The sequence below is a fragment of the Pantoea sp. Ft-CA_14 genome (assembly GCF_024520875.1).
In the GTDB taxonomy this organism is placed as follows: domain Bacteria; phylum Pseudomonadota; class Gammaproteobacteria; order Enterobacterales; family Enterobacteriaceae; genus Pantoea; species Pantoea agglomerans.
In genome coordinates, this window is record NZ_JALNPM010000001.1 from 1 (window position 1) to 16509 (window position 16509).

A 16509-nucleotide genomic window follows, 5' to 3' on the forward strand; every position below is an offset into this window, starting at 1 on the left:
AGACGTGCCTTCGCGCATTGACTTTAACTACAGCATTCCGGATGGTTATGATCAGGACATAAAGGATTTTATCAAAGAGAAAACCTATCCCTACGGCAGATGGTGACACCGACAGATGAAATCTGCCGGATAATATGCGCCGGAGCGGTGTGCTCCGTCTCTCCGATCGGGAAGCTTGGGGTTATCTGGCCATCGGTAGCGTGGCAGCGCTGCTATTTGCTGTCACCATTGCGGTAATGTCGAACCGTGGCGGGACCAATGCGGGTCACATCTATTCGGTGATGACCTATATGTGGATGTTTGCCATGAGCCTGGATGATGGCCCACAACTGCTGGAAAAATATTCCCAGCTGAAAGACATAGGTCGCCGGGTGAATACCGGCACACACTGATTTGGCCGATTCAGGCGCTGCCTTCTTTTGGGCGTTGTCTCAGTTGAGGGCTGAAGCAGCCGCCGGAGGGACCGGCGGCAACGGAGGTGAAGAATAACGAGCCGACTCGGGACCGAAAGCGATCACGGCTCAGGGGAGGGGCTAATAATCCAGCTCACCTGGCGCAAATGCTCTGAATGCGTTATCAGATGGCGTATAGCCCAGCACTTCTCGCGTCTGTGTCAGATCAAAGCGCTTAAAGCGGTTATCGGAAATGCCGTAGCCAATAAAGAAGGTGATCTTCTCTGCCTCGACAGCGCCAGTCAGCAATCTGACGGCATCTTCCGGACTCAGCCATGCGCTGTAATCCCGTGCATTATGCAGGCTGTTATCCAGTGCAGGTTCAAACGCCCCGATTCTTAATGCCACACAGCTCAAGCCGTGCTGGCTGGCATAGAAGGCGCAAAGTGCTTCACCATAACATTTGGTAACGCCATACAGATTCGCGGGAGAGACAGCCATGCCGGGATGTATCTGGACATCCGCCGGGTAGCCCTCAATGGTCTGCGCACTGCTGGCAAAGACCAGACGACGACAGCGGTGCTCAGCTGCTGCCTTGAGTATCCAGGTCGTAGAGAGAATATTGGCGGGCAGCAGATCGTCGAAACTGGCCTGCGCATCCGGGATACCGGCGAGGTGGATGACGGTATCGACAGGCTCTTCAGCCAGTAATTTCTCCGCCGCACCAGGTTGTGACAGATCCGCCACAATAAACCGATGGGGTGCGGGTATCATGTAATCCGGCTCACGTAAATCGGTCAGGATAAAACGGTAGTTGTTCTGGCTGGCCGCAAAGAAAGTGCGCCCGATGCGCCCGCTGGCACCGGTAAGAAGGATAACTCTGGTCGTCATCTGCTGATTCCTGTTATGCAAAAGAAGCGCTGAGAGGTCAGTTAAACAGAGATTCACGACTCAGGCCTGCGTAGCTTTCCGGATTGTGATCTTAAACAGGTCGCTATGCGCCAGAGTTGCACGGATAAAGACCCATGTTACCGCAGCCTTGACTGTGCGCCAGATCACATAAATGGGTTGCTATGCGCAGCCTGACTTTTTATAGTCTGCCCGCTTAAACCGGACGGGAACACGCTCTGCTTTCTCTCTCCGCCTCACTTCAGTTTTTTCAGTTCTGGCCATTGGGAATCAATTTTGTTAAGAAAAAATCATAAAACCGACGATGCCGGTTTTGTCCGCTGGGCATTACTGGCCCTCGCGCTGGGCGGCTTTGGCATCGGTACCGGTGAGTTCATCATGATGGGCCTGCTGCCAGATGTTTCACGCTCCCTTGCGATTACCGAGCCGCAGGCGGGCAACGCCATCGCCAGTTACGCACTGGGCGTGGTGGTCGGTGCGCCGTTTATTGCGGTGCTGGCGGCGCGAATGGCACGTAAATCGCTGCTGCTGATCCTGATGGCGCTGTTCAGCATCGGTAATGTTGCCAGCGCGATGGCCGACAGCTATCACGGCCTGCTCGTGGCGCGTTTTCTGACCGGGCTGCCTCACGGCGCCTACTTTGGTGTGGCATCGCTGGTAGCCGCCTCGCTGGTGCCGATTGAACGTCGTGGCCGCGCGCTGGCGTCACTGATGCTGGGACTGACGGTAGCGACCCTGATTGGTGTGCCGCTGGGCTCCTGGATAGGTCAATTATTTAGCTGGCACGTGGTGTTCACCTTTGTGGGCGCAATTGGACTGCTGACCTGCCTGCTGATTGGCCGCTATGTTCCTTACACGCCTGGCGATGTGGATGCGCATCCGCTGCGGGAACTGGGCGCGCTGAAAAACGCGCAGGTGCTGCTGACCCTGTTGGTAGGGGCGGTAGGATTTGGCGGGATGTTCGCTATCTTCAGTTATATCGCGCCGACGCTGATTAACATTGCTGGCATCTCTCCCTCGCTGATCCCCTGGGCGATGGTGGCGTTTGGGCTGGGAATGATTATCGGTAATCTGGTGGGTGGCCGTCTGGCTGATGGCCCGGTGCTGAATATTATTGGCTGGACGCTGTTATGGAACGTGCTGGTGATGCTGGCCTTCCCGGTGCTGGTTCAGCATGTGGCAACCGGCCTGCTGGCCACATTCCTGATCGGCACCTGCTCAGTGTTGCTGCCGTCATTGCAGATTCGCCTGATGGATGTCGCCAATGAGTCGCAAACCCTGGCGGCTGCGATGAATCACTCGGCGCTGAACATTGCCAATGCGATGGGCGCTTATCTTGGGGGCCTGACGGTGTCGCTTGGCTATGGCTGGATCTCAACAGCGTGGGTGGGTGTTGCGCTGGGCGTGGCCGGTCTGATGGTGTTTGTGCTCACGGCGCGACATGCTGCCCGTCAGCAGACTCAACTGGCCTGAGTTCTATAAAGCAGGGCGCAGCGATACTGTTTATCGCTGCGCTTTATTAGTACAGGGCCGCCGTATTATTTTTCAGCAATAATTAACCGCATTATTATTTACTCTCTGACCGTTCAGCGAAAATTATCATTCTGTCAGCCCTGATATTTCAAAATGCTCGGAAAATCAACAAGGGCGCTCCGGACGTCTGGATGTTAAAAGTAAATTAAAATAATGTTTGCTAATGTCGGCGAGGCGTGGCTTAATAGCGTCATCGGTTTGGAACACAGACCTTATCAAAGCAGTTTTAGTAAAGCAGTCCTCAGTGCAAGCGATATCACAAGATACCCTTATTCATGAGTCTCCTCCTAAAAGCCTGGTAAGTTACCTTCTGAAAGACAGGCCATCTTCGCCACTTTGTGGCTCATAAATTAAGGAATTATCGATGTCTAATAAAATGACTGGTTTAGTAAAATGGTTTGACGCTGGTAAAGGTTTCGGTTTTATCTCTCCTCAGGATGGCAGCAAAGATGTATTCGTACATTTCTCTGCAATTCAGAGCAACGATTATAAAACTCTGGACGAAGGTCAGCAGGTCGAATTCACTATTGAAAACGGCGCTAAAGGTCCTTCAGCGGCAAACGTTGTCCCTATGTAAGCCTTAATTATCAATGGTGCTTATCAACGCGTGATGGCAATAGCCTGAGCAGATAAGCCTGATATTGATAATTAATTAAAACCCGCCTTGTGCGGGTTTTTTGCGTTTATGGTTTGCCAGATGCTTACGCGATGTTTTTTGCCCGCGCCAGATATCCGCGCGGGCCAGTAAAAAAATGTTCAGCGCACGCTGGCGACCAGCCACTGCTGCAATTCTGTCAGCTCCGCGCGTTGCTCCGGAAAATCCGCAATAAGCTGATTCAGCACCGGTTCAAGGGCATCGGGCCGATAGGTCACACCCTGCAACCGCTGCGCCAGCGCTTCCAGCGGCGCAGGGTTGAGGCTGTCGCTGAAAATCTGACAGCGGCTGATCACGCCGCGTTCTACATCGAAATGAATCTCCACACCACCCCAGACAAAACGCTGGTCCAGCAGATGCGAGAAATCGGGTGCCTGACCGAAATTCCACTCCCAGCTACTCTGCTTTGCGAACTGCTCTCTGAAACCCGGCAGATCGGGCAGGGCGTCGGGAGAGATCCTCTCTGGCTCACAGCGCTCACCGTAATAGTTGAAAAATGCGTCCGTCACCGCGGAGCAGATCGCCTGATAGCTGATACCCGGCGTTAACTCCGCCAGATTGGTCACTCTGGCGCGCACTGAGGTAATCCCCTTCGCCTGCAATTTCTTCACATCCGGATTAAGGTAATCCGCCAGGCGGGAGAGGTCGGCATCCATCAGAATAGTGCCGTGATGGAAACCGCGATCCGGCGTTTCACGGTAGGCTGAACCGGATATTTTGCGCAGCCCGTCAGCGGTGTTCACCACTAAGTCATTACGGCCAGAGGCCTCCGCGGGTACGCCAAGCGAAGTCAGTGCGCGCAGGATGATCTCAGTCGAGACGCTTTTATCATACTCCGGCTTGCCGGCCATAAAGGTAAAACAGCAATTGCCGAGATCGTGAAACACCGCGCCACCGCCGCTGCTGCGACGTGCCAGCCGGATGCCATCTTCCGCCATGCGTCGGGTATTGCACTCTTTCCACGGATTCTGTGCCCGCCCGATCACCACCGTTTCCGCATTACGCCACAAAAACAGCACCCGCTGGGTGGCCGGCATCTGGCGGAAAATACACTCTTCTACCGCCAGGTTAAACCAGGGATCGTTGGATTCAGATAACAGTAAACGCAGCGTGGACATCGGTGACTCCCGTTCCTTAAGAGAAGAGGCCCATAAAGCAGGGCAGAAGGCAGAGTGTACCAGCCGGGAAACGGGACTACATGCCTCTTCATGCCGTGATGCTGCGGCAAAAAAAGATAAAATGCCGTCTGCAGAGTAATCGCGGCAGATTGGTGTACGACATTATGACAATATGGATAAGGAGTGTGCTGATTCCCCTGCTTATTTTCCCTTTGAGAGAACAAAAACCGTATGAACGCTTCCGCTGGCATAGCGATGAAGATCACCGCTGCATTAAGTAGCACGCTGATGCTGGCCTGCGTAAAAGAACTCGATGGGGCGATACCGGTCGGCGAAGTAATATTTTTTCGCTCGCTACTGGCACTGGTGCCGCTGTTAATCTGGCTGCGCTTGCAGGGCAGCGTGCTGGACGGCATTCGGACCCGCAATATCCGGGGGCATTTTGTGCGCGGGCTGGCCGGAACCGGTGGACTCTATTTCAGTTATCTGTCGCTGCTCTACATTTCTCTGACCGACGCCACGGCTATCAACTATGCCGCGCCGCTGTTTACCGTGCTGCTGGCGGCGCTATTTCTGCGCGAAAAAGTGCGTCACCATCGCTGGGTCGCGGTCTTTACCGGTTTCAGTGGTATTCTGGTGATGTTCTCCGGGCATCTCACACTGACGCGCCAGGCAACATTTTCCCTTTCTGCATCGGCGGGTATTCTGCTGGCGTTGATGGCAGCCTTCTGTACCGCCTGTGCGCTGGTGCAGATCCGCTTTCTTAACGGCAAAGAGAAGCCGGGCGCCATCGCTTTCTGGTTCGCTATCACCACGGCCTTAACGTCGCTGGTCACGCTGCCAGGCGGCTGGAAAGTGCCGCATGGCAATCAGCTGGCGTTACTGGTGGGATGTGGGCTGCTGGGCGGTATTACTCAGATTCTGATGACTCTGAGCCTGCGCTATGCTGAAGCGTCCTTGCTGGCCCCGTTCGACTACACCACGTTAATCTGGTCAGTGGCGGTGGGTTATCTGCTGCTCGGCAATCTGCCAACCTCCACCACGGTGATGGGTGCGATTCTGGTGGTGGCAGGCGGCCTTTACTCGGTGCTGTATGAGCGTTACCGCTTCCGTAAAGCGCGGATAGTTAATGCCAGTCGCTGATCGGCCCGCCCGGCATCGCCTTGTTATTTACCGAGTGATAACGCAGAGTTAATAATTTGTGATCGCGGCGAAGGAACAGTCGGCTGCATTCGTTTACGTTGTGAGCAATCAGAATGTAATCGATTACTTTTTCGTGAGGTTCCCATGATTGCAACAGTGCAGGAGAGAGCAGGCCAGCAGGTGCAGCATAAGCTGCTGGTGCCGCGCCTCTCTCTGATGATGTTTATGCAGTTCTTTATCTGGGGCAGCTGGTCGGTGACGCTGGGGCTGGTAATGACTCGTCACAACATGCCGTTGCTGATTGGGGATGCGTTTTCGGCCGGGCCCATCGCCTCAATTCTCTCGCCGTTTGTGCTCGGCATGCTGGTGGATCGCTTTTTTCCCTCACAGAAAGTAATGGCGGTGATGAACCTGGCGGGCGCAGCGATTCTCTGGTTCGTGCCCCAGGCGCTAATCGCGGAGAATGGGGCGCAGCTGATCGCACTGTTGTTTGGCTATACGCTCTGCTTTATGCCGACGCTGGCGCTTTCAAATAACATCGCCTTTCACAGCCTCGCCAGCAGCGAGAAAAGCTTTCCCATCGTCAGAGTCTTCGGCACCATCGGCTGGATCGTGGCGGGGATCTTTATCGGTGTAACGGGCATTGCTGACAGCGTGGCAGTGTTCCAGCTGGCGGCGCTCTGTTCGGTACTGCTGGCGATCTACAGCCTGACGCTGCCACATACTCCCGCACCAGCCAAAGGATTGCCGTTAAAAGTCCGCGATCTCTTCTGCGCCGATGCCTTCGCACTGCTGCGATTGCGTCATTTCCTGGTCTTTGCTGTATGTGCCACCCTGATCTCTATTCCGCTCGGCACCTACTACGCCTTTACCGCCTCCTGGCTGGCGGATGCCGGCATTCGGGAAGTCAGCACCCTGATGTCACTGGGTCAGATGTCTGAAATTGTTTTCATGCTGATCATTCCACTGCTGTTCCGCCGTCTTGGCGTGAAAGTCATGCTGCTGATTGGCATGACAGCGTGGTTTGTCCGCTATGCACTGTTTGCGCTGGGCATGAGTGATGAGACGCGCACGCTGATTTACCTTGGCATTCTGCTGCATGGCGTCTGCTATGACTTCTTCTTTGTGGTGGGATTCATCTACACCGATCGGATCGCCGGTGAAAAGGTCAAGGGGCAGGCGCAGAGCATGGTGGTGATGTTCACCTACGGCATCGGCATGCTGCTGGGATCGCAAATCTCCGGTGCGCTCTACAATCAGCTGGTGGCGGGTAACGCCAGCCCAGAGAGCTGGGCGATATTCTGGTGGATCCCTGCCGTGGCTGCTGCGGTGATTGCGATTATTTTCTTCTTCTCATTCAAATACCGTGATTAAGCGGTAACTGAACTCAGGAGTCACAGATGAAAACAGTTAAGGGACCCGGCATCTTCCTGTCTCAGTTCATTGCCACCCAGCCGCCTTTTAACTCACTGGCGGGGCTGGCGGAGTGGGCCGCCGGGCTGGGATACCGGGCACTGCAGATCCCCTGCCACCAGCCCGCTATTTTCGACCTTGAGCAGGCAGCGGTCAGCCAGACTTACTGCGACGAGGTGCGGGGAACACTGGCCAGTTTCGGGCTGGAGATCAGTGAGCTTTCAACGCATCTGGAAGGGCAGCTGGTTGCCGTGAACCCCGCATACGATCTCGCTTTTGATAATTTTGCGCCTGCCGCGCTGCGAGGCGATCCCGCCCGGCGCACCGACTGGGCCATCGCTACGCTAAAGCGTGCGGCTGCTGCTTCTGAAAAACTCGGCCTGCGCGCACATGCCACCTTTTCCGGCTCGCTCGCCTGGCCCTGGTTCTATCCCTGGCCGCCACACCACGAAGCCCTGTTTGATGAGGCGTTTGCTGAGCTGGCGCGCCGCTGGCTGCCGGTGCTGGATAGTTTTGACCATCACGGTGTGGACCTCTGCTATGAGATACATCCCGGCGAAGACCTGCATGACGGTGTCACGTTTGAGCGCTTTTTGTCAGAGGTGAATCACCACCCGCGCTGCAATATCCTGTTCGATCCCAGCCATCTTCTTCTGCAACACATCGACTATCTGCAGTTCATCGACCTCTATCATCCGCGTATCAAAGCTTTTCACGTTAAGGATGCGGAGTACCAGTTAAATGGACGCAGCGGAGTATATGGCGGATATCAGCCGTGGCTGGCGCGCGCCGGACGCTTTCGCTCGCCGGGCGATGGCCAGATCGACTTCAGCCGCATTTTCAGCAAACTGGCCCAGTACGACTATGACGGCTGGGCGGTGCTGGAGTGGGAGTGCTGTCTGAAGGATGGCGAGACCGGGGCGCGTGAAGGGGCAGAATTCATCCGCCGGCATATCATCCCGGTGGCTGACCGCGCTTTTGATGATTTTGCTTTATCAGAGAACGCCCCTGCGGTGCGCCATCAGCTGGGTCTGGATCGCGACGTCTGAGGCGGCATGGATTCAAAAGTTTTCTGCGGGTGAGTTAAAAACAGAGGGATCGCTATGTCTATTCAGAAAATCGCCCGGATGGCGGGTGTGTCGGTTGCCACCGTTTCCCGTGTGTTGAATAACAGCGACAGCGTAAAACCGGCTAACCGGCAGAAAGTCCTTGAGGCAATCGAAGAGAGCAACTATCAGCCTAACCTGCTGGCGCGCCATCTGCGTACGGCGCGCAGCTCGATGATTCTGGTACTGGTTTCCGATATCTCTAACCCATTCTGCGCAGAGGTGGTCAAAGGCATTGAGGAGCAGGCGGAGAAAAATGGCTATCGCATCCTGTTGTGTAACTCGGGCGCGGATATTGCCCGTTCGCGATCCAGCCTGCAACTGCTCTCCGGCAAGATGGTGGATGGCATTATCACCATGGATGCTTTCAGCAAGCTGCCGGAGCTGAGCCAGCTGATAGGCAAGGCACCCTGGGTTCAGTGCGCCGAACATGATGATAATGGCCAGATCTCCTGCGTCGGGATTGATGATGACGTCGCTGCGCAGTCAGTGGTGCACTATCTGGCCGGACAGGGACGTCAGCGCATTGCGCTGATCAATCACGACCTCCGCTACCGATATGCCCGCCTGCGTCAGCAGGGCTACGCATATCAACTCAAAGAGCAACAACTCGCATGGCAGGCCATCGCTTACGCCAGTGAGTTAAGCTTCAGCGCCGGAAAAGCCGCGATGAATCAGCTGCTGGCGGGCGAGACACGACCTGACGCCGTGTTTGCGGTTTCAGATACGCTGGCAGCGGGTGCCATGGCGGCGATACAGCAGGCGGGTCTGCGGATACCTCAGGAGATTGCCGTGGTGGGTTTTGACGGCAGTGAACTGGCCGACATGGTATCGCCGCCGCTGACGACTCTGGCTCAGCCCTCCAGGGAGATTGGCCGTCGTGCCTGTGAGCTGGTGCTGCAAAAAATCATCCGGCCAGACTCTCCGCCACAATGTGTGATCATGCAGGGAGAGCTGGTGGTGCGAGCCAGTAGCTGAAGGATTAATCCGCAAAACCTGGCCCCGCTATAAACTCGTCCTTATTGTCTACTAAAACGCGACAGTCATTGCTAATTCACGCCATTGTGTGACTACCTGGTTTACTTATATGCTGTTTCCATCGAAGGGCATTCGCACTTCCCGAATCAACGAAGGGGCAGAATATGATTGAGCAAAGATTGTCAGAGCAACGCGGCGTGGGCGATCACGGCTGGCTGAATTCACGTCACACCTTCTCTTTTGCAAATTACTGGGATCCAAAGCAGGCGGGCTTCTCAGATCTGCTGGTGATCAACGATGATCGGGTAGCCAAAGGTCGCGGTTTTGGCGCCCATCCTCACAGCAACATGGAGATTATCTCCTATGTCCTGGAGGGCGCGCTGGAGCATAAAGATTCTATGGGCACCGGCTCTGTGATTGTTCCCGGGGATGTGCAGTTGATGAGTGCCGGTAGCGGTGTGACTCACAGTGAGTTCAACCACTCGGGCACCGAGGGTGTTCACTTTCTGCAAATCTGGGTGGTGCCGGCAGAGAAAAATAGCCCGCCAGGCTACCAGCAGGTCTCCGTTAGCGAAGCGGATAAACGCGGTAATCTGCGACTGATTATTTCGCCGGAAGGTGAAAACGGGGCATTGCGGGTGCGCCAGGATATTCGCATCTATGCGGGACTGTTCCAGGGGGATGAGCAGCAGACAATCACACTGCCGGACGACCGCTATGCGTATATTCATGTGGCGCGCGGCAGTGTCAGGGTAAATGGCCTGCAATTTAGTGCCGGAGACGGTGCGCGGGTTCGCAATGAGAAAACCCTGTCGTTCAGTCACGGTGAAGGAGCGGAGGTGTTGTTATTCGATCTGCGTCCCAACGAAGTGAATCATCCAACCCGTTAAGGCGAAAACTGCGCGGCTTCCACCGCGCAGTTTTTTTTGCATCACTGTGCGTTAAGAAACGCCAGCAGATCCTGATTCAGTTGATCCTGATGCGTCACCGCAAAACCGTGCGGCGCATTGTCATAAACCTTGAGTTCAGCACCCTCAATCATCTCCGCCGCCACTTTGCCGGTGGATTCAAACGGAACGATCTGGTCGTTGCTGCCATGAATCACCAGCGTCGGCACATTCACTTTCGCTACGTCAGCACGGAAATCGGTCTCAGCAAAAGCGGTGACGCAATCAACAGTGCTCTTCAGCGAAGCGAGCAGCGCGATGTTCAGCGTCTGCGTCATGACGCCATCAGAAACGGTCTGTCCGGCATTGGTACCATAAAACGGCGTAGCGAATTCTTTGATAAACTGCGCGCGATCCTTAAGCAGGCCATCACGAATCCCTTCAAACACCGACATATCGACACCCTGCGGGTAGTCTGCCGTTTTGCCAAAGATTGGCGTGACGGCACCCAGCAGCACCAGTGCCGCGACGCGATCGCTGCCATAGCTGCCGATATAGCGTGTGACGTCGCCGCCACCCATTGAGAAACCCACCAGCGTCACATTCTGCAGGTCGAGATGGGTGATTAAATCGTTGATGTCAGAAGCAAAGGTATCGTAGTTATTACCGGTCCAGGGCTGATCAGAACGACCAAATCCACGACGGTCAAAGGCGATAACCCGATAACCGTGCTCCGCCAGGAAGTTCATCTGGCTGTCCCACATATCGGCATCCAGCGGCCAGCCGTGGCTGAACAGAACCGGCTTACCGGTGCCCCAGTCTTTAAAGTAGATCTGTGTGCCGTCGGTCGTTTTAAAGGTGCTCATGGTATTGCCCTCTGTATGACGTGATGGATGAAAAGATGGTGTGCCAGTCACGCTGGCGCCACCAGATAGCGAACCTCGGGTGAATGTTCACCCTGATGAAAAGCGAAAACCCGTCGCTCTATCTTTTTGTCGTTGATGGTGTAGCGCTCTTTCTGACGCAGATGCTCGACCCAGGAGCCGACGACAAACGTCTCAACGAAAATGCCAGGCTGCAGAATATCTTCATACAGTGACCAGTTGATGGCGCCACCGCGACGCCTGACCCGCCGCATATCCTGCATGCAGACGGTAAAGGCATGTGTATCATCAATAGTAATCCGGTATTCGTAATTCACCATCACCGGGCCGCGTTCGTGACGAATATCCAGTGCGGGCGCGTTAACGCCATCACCAATCATATCGAGATTGAGGTCGGGATCCTGGTCGAGACGCCAGCGCCAGACGGTGCTGCTGGCCAGCACCATGCCCAGTGCGGCGATGCAGAGCGACAGCGGAATGCTGAAGTGCGAGGCGAGCTGTCCCCAGAGTGCGCTGCCAGCGGTCATGGAGCCGAAGAACACCGTCAGATAGACCGCCAGCGCGCGGGCTTTCACCCATTTCGCGGCGCTGCGCTGTGCGCCGAGATTCAGCGTCGAGAGCACGGCAATCCAGGCAAATCCGGTAAAAAATTCAAACGCATTCAGTAGCCAGAAGTGACGTACAAAAGCCAGAGCCAGCATGGTCAGGGCGAAAACAAGACTGGCGAGTACCATCAGGCGATCGGAACTCAGGCGACGACGCAGGCGTGGCAGCAGCACCGCGCCGGTAATCGCGCCGACACCGATACAGGCCAGCATGATGCCGTAGCCGCCAGGGCCAAGGCCGAGTTCACGACGCGCCACCAGCGGCAGCAATGCCCAGCCCGCGCTGCCAAACAGGAAGAAGGCAAAGGTTCGCACCAGCACATTACGTAACACCGGTGCCGCGTGAACGTAGCGGAGTCCGGCACGCACCGCCGGAAAGAAGTGCTCGGGCGGGAGGCGCTGCACGCTTGGCTCCGCCTTCCAGCGCCAGAGCACCCAGGTGACGCCCAGCACTGAGAGCGCATTCAGCAGGAAGACCATCCAGGGACCAGTGAACGAGAGGATCAGGCCACCCAGCGCCGGGCCGATGGCACGACTGATATTAATACCGAGTGAGTTAAGGGCAATGGCCGCACCCAGCTCTGGTTTCGACACCAGATCCGGCACTACCGCCTGAAAGGGCGGTGAACTCATGGCGGCACCGGCGCTCAGCAAGAAGGCTGCCACCAGCAGCACCTCGGGAGTGACATGGCCGGTCCAGGCGAGCACCGTCAGTCCACAGGCGGCGATAAAGGTCCATAGCTGGGAAAACAGCAGATATTTGCGGCGGTCAACGATATCCGCCATCACGCCTGAGGGCAGCGCGAACAGGAACATCGGCAAACTGCTGGCCGCCTGCACCAGCGCCACGGCCAGCGGATCGGCACTCAGCGTCAGCATGCTCCAGTTCACACCCACATCGTTCATCCATGAACCGATATTGGAGACGACGGTGGCGATCCACAGCATGCGGAACACCGGCCTGCGTAGCGGCTGTAACGGCGAAATCTCGCCAGCGGCCTGGACCTCAGGCTGCTCCTGCTCCAGCTGGTGGATATCATTAACCTGCGCCATGACGAACCCCCTGATGTTTCACCGCGCCGATTCGCCAGCCGCCAGGCCCGGTCAGTGCCAGCGTGGTAAAGATAATCAGCAGCAGCCAGCCGAACTGGCCTTCCGCCAGTGACCAGCCAGGGTGTACCACCAGCATCGCGACCAGCAGCACCGCGATGATCGGCAGGCAGGCAATCCGGGTACCCCAGCCGAGAATAATAAAGATCGGGCAGATGACTTCTGCCACTATCGCTGGCAGCAGGCTCATCATCGGTCCCAGACCAAACGGGTCTTCTATACGCGTCAGTTCTTCGCTGAAATGCAGAATTTTCGGCAGTCCATGCACCTGTAACAGCAGCAGGCTGCCGGTCAGGCGCAGGAAGAACAGCCCCGCGTTGATGCGGGGCGATTGAGTGATAGCGTTATTCATGATTAAAACGCGAAGCAGCTGCAGCCGAGCGCGCCCCAGAAGGCGTTATCTTCGGCAACCGGAACGCTGGAACCACGGGCGATCTCATGCGAGTGGCGATGAACACCGCAGGGGCCGCTACAGTGGTGCACGGCGGGCATCATACCCGCACGGCTCTGCGCAACCGGCGGAGCGCTGCGATAGTGACCTGGCACATTCACCACCGGCGACCACTCAGGCAGAACCGGAATGGCGGGCGGCGCATCCGCGCTGAACGATCCGGCGGCATAGACAATATTGCCATCCACCACCGTCAGCACTGACTCAATGCCTTTAATTTCCTCTTCCGGCACGCTGAAGAAATCTTTGCTCAGCACGGCCAGATCCGCCAGAAGACCTACCTGAATCCGACCTTTTTTATTTTGTTCGCTGGAGAACCAGGCGCTGCCCTGCGTCCAGAGCATCAGCGCCGTTTCGCGGTCAAGGCGGGCATTGACGTCATACATCTGCATGCCGCCCACGGTGCGTCCGGAAACCAGCCAGTAGAGCGCGGTCCAGGGGTTATAACTGGCGACGCGGGTTGCATCGGTGCCGAGTCCGACCGGGACGCCGGTTTCCAGCATTTTCTGAACCGGTGGTGTATGGCGGGTGGCTTCAATGCCGTAGCGTTCGGCAAAGTATTCGCCCTGGAATGCCATGCGATGCTGCACCGCAATGCCACCGCCCAGCTCTTTGATACGATCGATATTGCGCTGAGTAACGGTTTCCGCGTGGTCAAAGAACCAGTGCAGACCATTAAACGGGATATCGCGGTTGACCTTCTCAAAGACATCCAGCATCCGGCTGATCGACTCGTCATAGGTTGCATGCAGACGGAAAGGCCAGCGATGTTCCACCAGATGACGCACCACGCGCTCCAGTTCATCCTCCATGCCAGGCGCTAAGTCCGGACGTGGCTCCAGGAAATCTTCGAAATCGGCGGCCGAGAACACCAGCATTTCGCCTGCGCCGTTGTGACGGAAATAGTCGCTGCCCTGACCTGGCGTCAGCATATCCGTCCACTTCTCAAAATCTTCCAGTTCATGCCCCGGACGCTGAGTGAAGAGGTTGTAGGCGATACGCAGCGTCATCTGCTTTTTCTGATGCAGTTCAGCGATCACTTCGTAATCTTCGGGATAGTTCTGGAAGCCGCCGCCCGCATCAATGGCGCTGGTCAGACCCAGTCGATTCAGCTCGCGCATAAACTGACGGGTCGAGTTGATCTGCTGTTCCAGCGGCAGTTTCGGTCCTTTGGCCAGGGTTGCGTAGAGGATCATCGCATTGGGACGAGCGATCAGCAGGCCGGTGGGATTGCCGTTGCTGTCGCGCTGGATTTCGCCACCCGGCGGGTTCGGTGTCTCTTTGGTGTAGCCGACGACTTTCAGCGCTGCGCGGTTGAGCAGGGCGCGGTCATAAAGATGCAGCACGAAGACCGGCGTGTCGGGGGCCGCCTCGTTGATCTCATCCAGCGTCGGCATCCGGCGCTCGGCAAACTGGAACTCGGTCCAGCCGCCTACCACACGCACCCACTGCGGTGACGGCGTGCGCAGCGCCTGCTCTTTCAGCATTCGCAGCGCATCGGCAACCGACGGAACCCCTTCCCAGCGCAGCTCAAGGTTGTAGTTCAGACCACCACGTATCAGGTGCAGGTGGGAATCGTTCAGGCCCGGCACGGCGGTGTGACCTTTAAGATCGATCACTTTGGTGCCGTCGCAGTGATACTCCATCGCCTCTGCCAGTGTGCCTACCGCAACGAATTTGCCATCACGAATCGCAACCGCTTCTGCCACCGGATTGCTGCGGTCAACAGTATGAAATTTGCCATGGGTCAGTATCAGTTCTGCTTTACCCAGCGTAACCATAGATCCTCCTCAACGGGGTTGTCCGACGTAGTGCGGGACAGGAAGTGCCGCAGATAACAGGGCACGAATAAGCCGGATTATGGTGAGCGGGTTAATGCGTCGTCTAGTTATACAGAGGGATACCTATACCTTCGTATAGTTATACGCAGAGATAATAGTTTGCCTTCGCCCGTCGCCCTACACTGCGACCAGACAGCCAGCAGCAGGACGTTAAACCTGCACTGACCGTCCTTTTGCTCCGCGCCAATTGGCGAAAATTCCGTTACATAACCTCTATGGGTGAACGCATGTCCAACGCTAAGCTTGAAGTCCTCACGCCACATAACAGCCAGATTATTTTCATCGACCAGCAGCCGCAGATGGCCTTTGGCGTGCAGTCGATTGACCGCCAGGTGCTGAAAAACAACACCGTTGCGCTGGCGAAGGCGGCGAAAGTCTTCAATATCCCCACCATCATTACCACCGTCGAAACCGAAAGCTTCTCGGGCCACACCTATCCTGAACTGCTGGATGTGTTTCCGGGTCAGGACATTCTGGAGCGCAGCTCAATGAACTCCTGGGATGACCAGAAAGTGCGTGATGCGCTGGCCGCGAACGGCAAGAAAAAAGTGGTGGTGTCCGGTCTCTGGACGGAAGTGTGTAACAACAGCTTTGCGCTGTGCGCAATGCTGGAAGGGGATTACGAGATCTATATGGTGGCGGATGCGTCAGGCGGCACCACCAAAGAAGCGCACGACTACGCGATGCAGCGCATGATTCAGGCGGGTGTGGTGCCGGTCACCTGGCAGCAGGTGATGCTGGAGTGGCAGCGTGACTGGGCCAACCGTGATACTTACGATGCGGTGATGAACATCGCCAAAGAGCATTCAGGTGCCTATGGCATTGGTGTGGATTATGCCTACACCATGGTACACAAAGCGCCGTCACGTCAGAAAAGTGAACATCGTACTCTGGCACCGGTTCACGCACCGGTCCGCTAAGGGGCGTCCTGCTGATCGGCTTACGTCTGCCGGTCAGCAGGCATAACAGGAGTCCGGTTATGAATCCTTTACTACTTTCTCTGGCTGCAGGGGTATTGATTGGCCTGCTTTACGGCCTGCTAAAGGTGCATTCACCGGCTCCGCCCGCGATTGCGCTGGTGGGGCTGCTGGGGATGTTGCTGGGTGGGGCGCTGGTTCATGCAGTCTTGCCCGCAGAGCATGCGACCACCCTGCAGCGATCCGATGCGCCGTTTGTTACACCTGTTTCGCGGGTAAGCTGAACATGTTGAAATCCTACATTATTTCTCTCACGGTGGGGCTGCTTGCCGGGGTAATCTATGCCCTGATCAACGTGAACTCTCCGGCACCGCCGGTTATTGCTTTAGTGGGGCTGTTTGGCATGCTGGTGGGCGAGCAGTTGATTCCGCTGGGTACGCGTCTGTTCCGCCGGCAGCCGGTGACGCTGAAGTGGTTTCGCCATGAGTGTGTGCCAAAAATCAGTGGGACACCGCCACCCGATGGCGATGACCACCCTTAAGTCCTCGCGTGCCGTACGATGAGGCG

General features: G+C 56.3%; 16 protein-coding genes and 1 pseudogene. 11 read left to right on the plus strand and 6 right to left on the minus strand.

The annotated features are described in order from the left end of the window. Positions 1 to 152: 152 nt before the first annotated feature. Positions 153 to 392: pseudogene (locus NR195_RS00005) on the plus strand (hypothetical protein); the annotation flags it as partial. A 141-nt stretch (positions 393 to 533) separates the two neighbouring features. On the opposite strand, the gene NR195_RS00010 reads toward NR195_RS00005, so the two are convergent. Beyond that, complete coding sequence (locus NR195_RS00010; RefSeq protein WP_045140127.1) at positions 534 to 1283, minus strand: NAD(P)-dependent oxidoreductase; 750 nt, start codon at positions 1281 to 1283, stop codon at positions 534 to 536. 294 nt (positions 1284 to 1577) lie between these two features. On the opposite strand from NR195_RS00010, the gene NR195_RS00015 reads away from it, so the two are divergent. Together NR195_RS00015 and cspA are read left to right on the plus strand one after the other, a co-directional pair. Further along, positions 1578 to 2774, plus strand: a complete 1197-nt coding sequence (locus NR195_RS00015; protein ID WP_033760352.1) for an MFS transporter — start codon at positions 1578 to 1580, stop codon at positions 2772 to 2774. 424 nt (positions 2775 to 3198) lie between these two features. Next, on the plus strand, positions 3199 to 3411 hold the full coding sequence (gene cspA, locus NR195_RS00020; protein ID WP_003855207.1) for an RNA chaperone/antiterminator CspA: 213 nt from the start codon (positions 3199 to 3201) through the stop codon (positions 3409 to 3411). Between the two features lie 179 nt (positions 3412 to 3590). On the opposite strand, the gene NR195_RS00025 is transcribed toward cspA, so the two are convergent. Next, positions 3591 to 4607: a lipoate--protein ligase A gene (locus NR195_RS00025; protein WP_010247208.1), complete on the minus strand. Its 1017-nt coding sequence runs from the start codon at positions 4605 to 4607 to the stop codon at positions 3591 to 3593. A gap of 231 nt (positions 4608 to 4838) precedes the next feature. On the opposite strand from NR195_RS00025, the gene NR195_RS00030 reads away from it, so the two are divergent. From NR195_RS00030 to NR195_RS00050, 5 genes are all read left to right on the plus strand, one after another. Then, on the plus strand, positions 4839 to 5750 hold the full coding sequence (locus NR195_RS00030; protein WP_010247205.1) for a DMT family transporter: 912 nt from the start codon (positions 4839 to 4841) through the stop codon (positions 5748 to 5750). A 144-nt stretch (positions 5751 to 5894) separates the two neighbouring features. Then, complete coding sequence (locus NR195_RS00035) at positions 5895 to 7124, plus strand: MFS transporter (RefSeq protein ID WP_062759246.1); 1230 nt, start codon at positions 5895 to 5897, stop codon at positions 7122 to 7124. A 26-nt stretch (positions 7125 to 7150) separates the two neighbouring features. After that, a complete protein-coding gene (locus NR195_RS00040) occupies positions 7151 to 8212 on the plus strand; it encodes a sugar phosphate isomerase/epimerase (protein WP_256843825.1) in 1062 nt (353 codons plus the stop codon). A gap of 54 nt (positions 8213 to 8266) precedes the next feature. Then, positions 8267 to 9247 (plus strand): LacI family DNA-binding transcriptional regulator, encoded by a 981-nt coding sequence (locus tag NR195_RS00045; RefSeq protein WP_256843826.1) that lies wholly within the window; start codon positions 8267 to 8269, stop codon positions 9245 to 9247. Positions 9248 to 9411: 164 nt separating this feature from the next. Further along, the gene (locus tag NR195_RS00050; RefSeq protein ID WP_010670327.1) at positions 9412 to 10137 is read left to right on the plus strand and encodes a pirin family protein; all 726 of its coding nucleotides are present in this window, start codon (positions 9412 to 9414) and stop codon (positions 10135 to 10137) included. A 41-nt stretch (positions 10138 to 10178) separates the two neighbouring features. On the opposite strand, the gene NR195_RS00055 is transcribed toward NR195_RS00050, so the two are convergent. From NR195_RS00055 to NR195_RS00070, 4 genes are read right to left on the minus strand one after another with little or no spacing between them, the layout of a single operon-like run. Further along, positions 10179 to 11000: an alpha/beta fold hydrolase gene (locus NR195_RS00055; RefSeq protein WP_010247190.1), complete on the minus strand. Its 822-nt coding sequence runs from the start codon at positions 10998 to 11000 to the stop codon at positions 10179 to 10181. Positions 11001 to 11047: 47 nt separating this feature from the next. Continuing rightward, positions 11048 to 12676: an MFS transporter gene (locus NR195_RS00060; protein WP_256843827.1), complete on the minus strand. Its 1629-nt coding sequence runs from the start codon at positions 12674 to 12676 to the stop codon at positions 11048 to 11050. Next, complete coding sequence (locus NR195_RS00065) at positions 12663 to 13085, minus strand: DoxX family protein (protein WP_033769030.1); 423 nt, start codon at positions 13083 to 13085, stop codon at positions 12663 to 12665. The genes NR195_RS00060 and NR195_RS00065 overlap by 14 nt, the downstream gene beginning before the upstream one ends. 2 nt (positions 13086 to 13087) lie before the next feature. Then, a complete protein-coding gene (locus NR195_RS00070; RefSeq protein WP_022624300.1) occupies positions 13088 to 14965 on the minus strand; it encodes an amidohydrolase in 1878 nt (625 codons plus the stop codon). 287 nt (positions 14966 to 15252) lie between these two features. Between NR195_RS00070 and NR195_RS00075 the strand changes: the two genes are divergently transcribed. From NR195_RS00075 to NR195_RS00085, 3 genes are read left to right on the plus strand one after another with little or no spacing between them, the layout of a single operon-like run. Beyond that, positions 15253 to 15945, plus strand: coding sequence for a hydrolase (locus NR195_RS00075; protein ID WP_010670331.1), 693 nt, complete (start codon positions 15253 to 15255; stop codon positions 15943 to 15945). 59 nt (positions 15946 to 16004) lie between these two features. Then, positions 16005 to 16226, plus strand: a complete 222-nt coding sequence (locus NR195_RS00080) for a XapX domain-containing protein (RefSeq protein ID WP_256843828.1) — start codon at positions 16005 to 16007, stop codon at positions 16224 to 16226. Between the two features lie 2 nt (positions 16227 to 16228). Then, complete coding sequence (locus NR195_RS00085; protein ID WP_010247172.1) at positions 16229 to 16483, plus strand: XapX domain-containing protein; 255 nt, start codon at positions 16229 to 16231, stop codon at positions 16481 to 16483. Positions 16484 to 16509: the final 26 nt, after the last annotated feature.

Coding starts and splice junctions, on each gene's coding strand:
- cspA (WP_003855207.1), top strand. CDS start 3,199: ATGTCTAATAAAATGACTGGTTTAGTAAAATGGTTTGACGCTGGTAAA.
- NR195_RS00065 (WP_033769030.1), bottom strand. CDS start 13,085: ATGAATAACGCTATCACTCAATCGCCCCGCATCAACGCGGGGCTGTTC.
- NR195_RS00080 (WP_256843828.1), top strand. CDS start 16,005: ATGAATCCTTTACTACTTTCTCTGGCTGCAGGGGTATTGATTGGCCTG.
- NR195_RS00035 (WP_062759246.1), top strand. CDS start 5,895: ATGATTGCAACAGTGCAGGAGAGAGCAGGCCAGCAGGTGCAGCATAAG.
- NR195_RS00060 (WP_256843827.1), bottom strand. CDS start 12,676: ATGGCGCAGGTTAATGATATCCACCAGCTGGAGCAGGAGCAGCCTGAG.
- NR195_RS00030 (WP_010247205.1), top strand. CDS start 4,839: ATGAACGCTTCCGCTGGCATAGCGATGAAGATCACCGCTGCATTAAGT.
- NR195_RS00055 (WP_010247190.1), bottom strand. CDS start 11,000: ATGAGCACCTTTAAAACGACCGACGGCACACAGATCTACTTTAAAGAC.
- NR195_RS00050 (WP_010670327.1), top strand. CDS start 9,412: ATGATTGAGCAAAGATTGTCAGAGCAACGCGGCGTGGGCGATCACGGC.
- NR195_RS00070 (WP_022624300.1), bottom strand. CDS start 14,965: ATGGTTACGCTGGGTAAAGCAGAACTGATACTGACCCATGGCAAATTT.
- NR195_RS00075 (WP_010670331.1), top strand. CDS start 15,253: ATGTCCAACGCTAAGCTTGAAGTCCTCACGCCACATAACAGCCAGATT.
- NR195_RS00010 (WP_045140127.1), bottom strand. CDS start 1,283: ATGACGACCAGAGTTATCCTTCTTACCGGTGCCAGCGGGCGCATCGGG.
- NR195_RS00085 (WP_010247172.1), top strand. CDS start 16,229: ATGTTGAAATCCTACATTATTTCTCTCACGGTGGGGCTGCTTGCCGGG.
- NR195_RS00045 (WP_256843826.1), top strand. CDS start 8,267: ATGTCTATTCAGAAAATCGCCCGGATGGCGGGTGTGTCGGTTGCCACC.
- NR195_RS00025 (WP_010247208.1), bottom strand. CDS start 4,607: ATGTCCACGCTGCGTTTACTGTTATCTGAATCCAACGATCCCTGGTTT.
- NR195_RS00040 (WP_256843825.1), top strand. CDS start 7,151: ATGAAAACAGTTAAGGGACCCGGCATCTTCCTGTCTCAGTTCATTGCC.